General features: G+C 46.5%; 5 protein-coding genes. All 5 read right to left on the reverse strand.

Going from position 1 to position 7638, the window contains the following annotated elements:
* Nucleotides 1-543: 543 nt before the first annotated feature.
* Complete coding sequence (locus tag KZ793_RS04370; RefSeq protein ID WP_225813828.1) at nucleotides 544-1653, reverse strand: T6SS immunity protein Tli4 family protein; 1110 nt, start codon at nucleotides 1651-1653, stop codon at nucleotides 544-546.
* Nucleotides 1654-1750: 97 nt separating this feature from the next.
* Entirely contained in the window at nucleotides 1751-2656 is a 906-nt protein-coding gene (locus KZ793_RS04375; RefSeq protein ID WP_225813829.1) for a T6SS immunity protein Tli4 family protein, read from the reverse strand.
* Nucleotides 2657-2753: 97 nt separating this feature from the next.
* Complete coding sequence (locus KZ793_RS04380; RefSeq protein ID WP_225813831.1) at nucleotides 2754-4388, reverse strand: esterase/lipase family protein; 1635 nt, start codon at nucleotides 4386-4388, stop codon at nucleotides 2754-2756.
* Between the two features lie 3 nt (nucleotides 4389-4391).
* Complete coding sequence (locus KZ793_RS04385; RefSeq protein ID WP_225813833.1) at nucleotides 4392-6917, reverse strand: type VI secretion system Vgr family protein; 2526 nt, start codon at nucleotides 6915-6917, stop codon at nucleotides 4392-4394.
* A 180-nt stretch (nucleotides 6918-7097) separates the two neighbouring features.
* Nucleotides 7098-7589 carry an Hcp family type VI secretion system effector gene (locus tag KZ793_RS04390; RefSeq protein ID WP_225813835.1) on the reverse strand — a complete coding sequence of 164 codons (492 nt, stop codon included), beginning with the start codon at nucleotides 7587-7589 and terminating at the stop codon, nucleotides 7098-7100.
* Nucleotides 7590-7638 lie beyond the last annotated feature (49 nt).

Here is a 7638-nt window from a genome sequence, read left to right on the forward strand (position 1 = left end):
ATCCCAGAGGAGAATAAATACCATAGACAATAAACTCAGTTATTTTACTTTCACCGCCTAAACCATCTTCACGATTAAACCTAAAACACTTATTTATTTCCATCCGTTCACCCATATAAATTTGACCATATCATTATAAAAACAAGAGAGCTACTCATTAACAATGCAACAAAAATCAAGAGTAACGCCCGCGTGTATTTCTTTTGTTTAATGCATTTAATTATCCGATAAATAACCAACGCATCAAGAACTGTAATAACCGGCCAAGTGTAATATAATAAGAAAACGGAGGCGAATAAGGCCGCATCCCAATAATCAAGTTGAATCATATTATCCCCCTCATCAATGAGTTATTTTTAAAATTCTTGACCTCTCACAAAGAGAGAAACCTCAACAATCAATAAACCAATAATCCCTTTTTATATTCAATTTTCATTGTCTGAATAATTATGAAAGCTGAATATAAAAACACATTGATTTTTATTATATTATCCGAATTCTTACCCTTATATCCCTATAAGGGAGTTAATTTAAAGCGTATTTTCATCGCTCGCCGAAAGCACCCGGTCTTTTACGAAAGGTCTTCGTTACCGCATCCCAAAATGCTACCAGTTCATTTTGACTATATGGCGTTGGCGATTCCCGATCATTCTTCAACTCAATACTAACAAAGGGATTTTTATAATCTCCTAGTGTTTCATTGGCAATTAAATTAAACATATACCGAGGGATCTTCGTTTCAGGTTCCAACTGCATCCCTTCCGAACCTGCCGCTAAAATTTCCTCCGTATGAGTACCGTTAATTTCCCGCTTCCCTTTCCTTATTGTCTTGACCCGCATAGCTAATAACATCCCTTCCATTCCACCAATACGATCCAGCATATTGTCTTTCTCTTTAAGATCATTCAGTATTTCAATACTGAAATTAAAATGGTCACTTTCATTTCCCTGATAGACAAAGGTTATATTCTCTTTCTCATTACTACTACCAGTAATAAATCCGTCCGGGATACAGGTTCCTGCCATTGTGGGGATTTCTGTGTCCTTTCTGCCGCTGATTCTGGGGAGAAGTCTGTTCATTTTCTCCAAGGTTTGATAAAGCATTTTATATTCTCTTTCTGTCAGTCCAGCTTTTATAGAAAGGTCTCTTGAATAGCTATATTTATCATCTGATATTTCTGTAAATGGCATTTCTATAATAAAAGCAACGCCATTATTGTATAAATGCGCCTCCAATACTCGTGAAAAACCAGGTTCACTAACATTATTATTTCTGTCAAAAATTACACCATGCAGTTTCCCCTGGAGGCGATAGACTTTTTTCAAAAAGGGCATATCTTTCGAATCGACAGTTTTAGTCGTCTTTAATTCCTGCTCCTTTAATTGTATCCGCTGTTCAAAGGCAGGCAGATATAAACGTTTGGTTTCTATTTTTGCATCACCAATAAATATCCCATCATGGAGGATATTGCCAAATGCTACGGGGATATCAACCAGATAACGGCCCACACAACGGGTTTGCATATTTGCTAACAGTTCGGTCGTCATTCGCTTTTCCTTCTCAGTTAAAATAGGGTGATGATAAGGGGTAGGGAAATACCACCACAGAATATAGGTAACCACTAAAATAAATAAGGCATTTTTCTTATTCAATTTTCACCTCTTTAACCATCTTGACGACTGAAAATTACGCATTATCTTTATATTTCTACCCTATTTTTTACCCTTATATCCCTATAAGGGAGTTAATTTAAAGCGTATTTTCATCGCTCGCCGAAAGCCCCCGGTCTTTTACGAAAGGTCTNNCATTGGCAATTAAATTAAACATGTACCGGGGGATCTTCGTTTCAGGTTCCAACTGCATCCCTTCCGAACCTGCCGCTAAAATTTCCTCCGTATGAGTACCGTTAATTTTCCGCTTCCCTTTCCTTATTGTCTTGACACGCATAGCTAATAACATCCCTTCCATTCCACCAATACGATCCAGCATATTGTCTTTCTCTTTAAGATCATTCAGTATTTCAATACTGAAATTAAAATGGTCACTTTCATTTCCCTGATAGACAAAGGTTATATTCTCTTTCTCATTACTACTACCAGCAATAAATCCGTCAGGAATACAGGTTCCTGCTATCGTGGGGATTTCTGTGTCCTTTCTGCCGCTGATTCTGGAAAGAAGTCTATTCATTCTTTCCAGAGTTTGATACAACTCATTATATTCCCTTTCAGAAAATCCACCTCGGATATAATCATCTCTGTCTGCTTTATACTTATCATCTGACAGCTCAATAAATTCCATTGTGATGATAAAAGCAACCTCATTACTATATAAATGCGCTTCCAGTACTCTCCCAAAACCAGGTTCATCAATATTTTCATTTCTATCGAAAATCACACCTTTTAGATTTCCTTCAAGGCGATAGACTTTTTTCAAAAAGGGCATATCTTTCGGATTGACAGTTTTAGTCGTCTTTAATTCCTGCTCCCTTAACTGTATCCGTTGTTCAAAGGCAGGCAGATATAAACGTTTGGTTTCTATTTTTGCATCACCAATAAATATCGCATCATGGAGGATATTGCCAAATGCTGCGGGGATATCAATCAGATAACGGCCCACACAACGGGTTTGCATATTTGCTAACAGTTCGGTCGTCATTCGCTTTTCCTTCTCAGTTAAAATAGGGTGATGATAAGGGGCAGGAAAATACCACCACAGAATATAGGTAACCACTAAAATAAATAAGGCATTCTTCTTATTCAATTTTCACCCCCTGAACCATCTTCACAATTGCACGCAGGGTAAATAACCGGGCTTTGCTATCTTTAGTTTCTTTATCCTCTTTATACGCCCCTTCATGATCCACCTCAGTTGCCAGCAGGCTACGTAAACTTCTGGCTTTAATACGACCCGCCTGTACCGGCACTGTACCATCCCCTTTCTCATTTGGTGATGCCAGTACAAAATATTTTTCTTTATAATCCCATGAGGAGGGTCCAACAAGAAAACGAACCGTACGTGTTACACCGGCTTCCTGATTAGCAGGATCATATAACGGCTGATTAAATGTCATACCGGAATAATCCTCCTGCTTTTCTAAAAGATTATCATAGCTATAACTAGAATAATAACGATGCCCTTTTTGCCAGGAAATAATCCCATACGATGGATGTTTCTCACTGGCACCATAAAAGGCATAGGTATTAGGGTGATAATTACCAGTTAATTCTTCAATAAATGGCCTAACTTTTTTCTTTATAATGGCCGTATAATTATTCCAACTTTCATTATCTTTCCATTTATCTTCTTTATCCGGGTTTAAAAACCGGGTTTCACATAATCCCCACCAGCGATCCTTTTCCAGATAGATCTCCTCATAAGGATCTAATTGAGGCAGCTTGTGCGTAATTTTACCATCCGCGATATGTAACCAGCCTTTACCATACGCCTTTCCCGGCAACAGTTGTAAAGGACCGGGCGACTGGGCCATCACAGCGGTCATCTCCGCGCCATTACTGCCGACAACCAGCCCTGTCATACCATCTTCACCGGTTTTCATCCTTTTATAAGTTGTTGGAGCACCGGTATCCGGCATCACGCCGTGCACAATCCCTAAAATTTTATCCCGACCATTCAGTTTTTCTGAATAATGACGGGCAACCAACCCGCCCATAGAGTGAGTGACTAAAATTACCTGCTTGGTTGCACAGCGTTTACCATAGAAGGCTAAAACCTTATCAACATATTCCGCCAACCTCTTCGCCGAATCCGCATTGGATTGCAGCCAGTTATAGCCCATCACATGCACCGGATACATAAAGCGATAACTGTGTTTAACCTCTTCTGGTGTCAGCGGCTCTTCACCCCGCTCCGCATCCAGATCCATCTCGATCATTTGCTGCCGGAGCGTTTTCCTCCCCTTACCTTCTATGCAATATTCAAACACCTGGCGCTCATCATCCAACACATCCTGAAGCCAGGGCAAAAACCCCCCGTAACTCATATGTGCCACTTCTCCCCAACCCCGCTGCCGACAACTGGGAAATTTATTCTTTTCGGTGTGGTCAAACGTGATAGCCCCGGAACCATCAACCGCTGTTTTGCCGGGAGCTAATGTTTTTTTCCTGTAAGAAGCGCCTTTAAGCCCCCAAAGTAAAACCTCTGGGCTATATATCGCGTTTAACCGCCAGACTGACTTACCCTCTGTCGATTTTAAGTTACTCCCCATCACCCCCGGCAGGAAAATCACCGGGATCACTTTAGTCGCATATTTCACACAGACCGCGACCAAGTTTTCTTCAATTCTGGCATTCGGGATGTTGTAATAAGGGCGGCCAGATTCGTCATATTCAGGCTGAACATAAATCTCATTTTCAATCGGTTCGCTCAAAATTTACTCCTCGTCTTTTATTCTCAATTTACTGATTTCCACACCAATCTGTTTTTGCTGGGAACTTTTCCCATCCTGTGCAGTTGATAATGCCTGCACGCCGTCATCTTCGGCATGGAGTTGCATATCCTGACTGGCTAATGGAGAAACGTTATAACCCTGAACAACCTTCGGCGTTACAGCATAACTGGCGGTTTGCCATTGCTGTACCGCCTGACTAACCCGTTGCCCACCGAACTTCTGCCATACCGCGCCCCGCTGGATAATGTGATCCGGCGCACCACTTTCCACCTGACCCTTGCCAATACGGATATAACCGCCCCCACAGGCCAGCAGGATCTCTTCCTTAGCACTGATAATCACTTTGCCCTCATGGCTGCTCACCGTGATATCTTTCAACGCCTCCAATCCCATCGCATCACCCTGCGCCTGAATCTCTACCCGCCCTTTACTGGCAAACAGTTTGATCCCCAGCTTTTCCGCAAACAGGCTGATCATTCCTCCGGCGGCCACCGTGAATTTTTTCAGCACGCTGAAATCGGTGTTTTTCCCACTGGTAGCAATCACATTTTCCCCGGCAGAAAATTGGAGACTTTTCGCCGTCGTCTGAGCGATACCCTCGGGGGCGGAAAGTAACAACGCCGATTTTCTCAGTTCCGTTAACGTGTCACTCAATAACGCTTTCTGGTGCTGTAAATCCGCCAGTTCAGCTTTGGCCGTTTCCGCCGCGCCGCGTAAGGCTTCGGTTAACGCCTGCGCCTGCTGCAACTGACTGATTGCCGCCTGCATTGCCAACACTTCACCACCCGCGTTGGCCTGTTTATCCGCACTGATAAACAATCCTTTTCCGGCCCGAATCGCTCCCCAGTCGTCGGTCCGCAGTTCAAAACCTTCCCCCCGTTTATCCGGATGCGGACGCTGACTATCAACCAGATGTCCCAGATTCAGCTGGCTTTTACCGCCGTAATCGGTACTCAGTTTGATGTGCTCCCGACCGCGTTCGTCATCCATCCGCAGTTTGTTATTCGCCGGGGTACGCAGGACGTTGCGTTTGTAGTTGTACAGGGTGACGTGATCCGGGTGTTTTGAGTCATGCAACGCATGGGCGATATAGGGCCTATCCGGATCGCCCCCTTCAAACGCAATCGCCACCTCGGTCCCTTCCAGCAGCGGCCAGTGAAAACCGTAGGTGTCGCCCGCGTAAGGGCGGGCCAGACGGACCCACAGGCTTTCTCCCCCCTGCGGCCATTCCGCCCGGTCAAAGTCAAACGCCACTTTATACAGCCCGTCTTTATCAATATCCCCGTACACGTCGTTCACGGTGCTGCTGCTTACCCTCGCCGGCAACGTGCCCGCTATCCGGGGTTTGGGGATTAATTCAGGCCGAAAACAGACGTTTTCCGCGTAGGGGATCGCAGTGAACGCCATTTCAAAACTTTTATCCCGCCGCGCACTGCTGCTAATGCCGGTTATCACCGCCCCCTGACGGAAAGCTTCCGGGGCCTCCCCCCTGACTTTCAACTCCTGGCCCGGTAACAGGGTCGCAGACGTTGTCAAACCCCGCAGCTGGGTCTGTCGATTCAGGTAACGTTCATGGTGCAGCCGGGCATAGAACACCCCGCTTTCCACTGCCGGCTCCAGCGCATAACGGTTACCCAGTACCCGGTAGTTATCCCGGTAATGGTACGCTTCGCCATACAGGGTCTCATCGCCCCGCGTCACATCCACGCCGGTATCCATCCCGTACTGAGTCAGCGCGTCACGGTAGTTGTAATCCCGGGTCAACACCTTCCCTTCGACTACCTGATGCGCGGTTTCCAGGCCCCATACCGCGTCTTCCTCCCCGCCGTGCATGCCTGACGGCGGGCGGGCCGGCATATAGACATTAAACTGGTAGTGGCGCTGCTTGTCGTAAAATTCCACCACGTCAATTTTCAGCCGATCGTCCGCGGTCAGTTTGTACCAGATCCCCACTTCCGCCAGCAGTCGCTGTATAAAACGCAGGTCATCTTCGTCGTATTGCATCACCTGCTCCCGCTTCGGGTAGGGGTACGCCAGGGTGAATAAGAAATCCTGCCCGCGAAAACCGTGACGTTCACGCAGGATTTTTTCTACGATTTCCGGCACCGACATCTTCTGATAAATCGCGGACTGGCGGCTTCTCGACAACAGCGCCAGCCGCGGCTCCAGGGTCACTTCATAACGGCTTTCATCATGCGAGGTGGACAACAGCTTAAATCCACTAATCACCCCGTAGATCGTGCGCAACGGGGCTGGCGGTATTACCGGCATGCCCCGCATCCCCGGATTAATCGCCGGCGACGTCAGGGTAAACGCGGCGTCCTGCATCAGCATCTGCGCCGGTTCGATATCCTTCACCGGGCTGGTGAATTCAATGGTGTAACAAAAGGGCTGACTTAAATATTCCTGCCCGCTAAACGCCACGACATCCAGCGGCGCGGTATTCTTCCGCACGTTCAGTTTGTAGCGACTGTGATCAAAGATGATCGCCGGTATTGCGTTGTTCATGTTTTCTCCTGCTTGCTTCCCGATCATTTCGGGTACGCTACCGCCCATAGCCGGATACCGAGGCCCATAAGGTCATGATCTGTCCTGTTTTTGCGGGTTTTCATCGCGGGGCTTATGACACCCGCTATCATGTAAAAAAGAAAAAAACGGCAGACGGGTTAACCCCGTCCGCCCTTTACGTTACGCGGTCGAACGTTCACTCCAGGCATCAGAGTGAATGATGTTGCCGTCTTTGTACGTCCAGGTGATTTTCTCGTAGCGGAACTCCACACGTTCCAGATGGTTGTGCTTCTCTTTGGTCGGATCTTTGATGTCATGCATCAGCGGCGCCACTTTCACCACCTTCACGTTGTCCAGTTTAGTGGTGAAGTATTCTTTCTCCTGACCGGCGTCATCAATTTGGTACCACTTGATTTCCGCCGATTTCAGGGTCTGGCCTGAGGTGACCGCTTTATACAAATACGGGGTGGATGCATCGACTTCTTTAGTGAACACGAGCGGCGCGTGCACGCGGGTTCCGGTCAGCTTGCCGGTGTTGTTGTCCGTCGGAATATGCAGCGCATGTTCCAGCGCCACGATTTCGATGCTGCCTTCCCGGTTCTGCACATCGACAGACCCTTTGATGTCAGCACCGCCGTCATCTTTCAACCATAAATACGCGGGGATCGCCATAATAGGACTCCTGTTGTTGCGTGTGTGATGTCGCCTGCACCGGCGACGT

Origin of the sequence: Photorhabdus antumapuensis (genome assembly GCF_020387775.1) — a bacterium.
GTDB classification, from domain to species: Bacteria; Pseudomonadota; Gammaproteobacteria; order Enterobacterales; family Enterobacteriaceae; genus Photorhabdus; species Photorhabdus antumapuensis.

Excerpts from the sequence above, each read along its gene's own strand:
- KZ793_RS04390 (WP_225813835.1), bottom strand. The coding sequence starts at position 7,589 with ATGGCGATCCCCGCGTATTTATGGTTGAAAGATGACGGCGGTGCTGAC.
- KZ793_RS04385 (WP_225813833.1), bottom strand. The coding sequence starts at position 6,917 with ATGAACAACGCAATACCGGCGATCATCTTTGATCACAGTCGCTACAAA.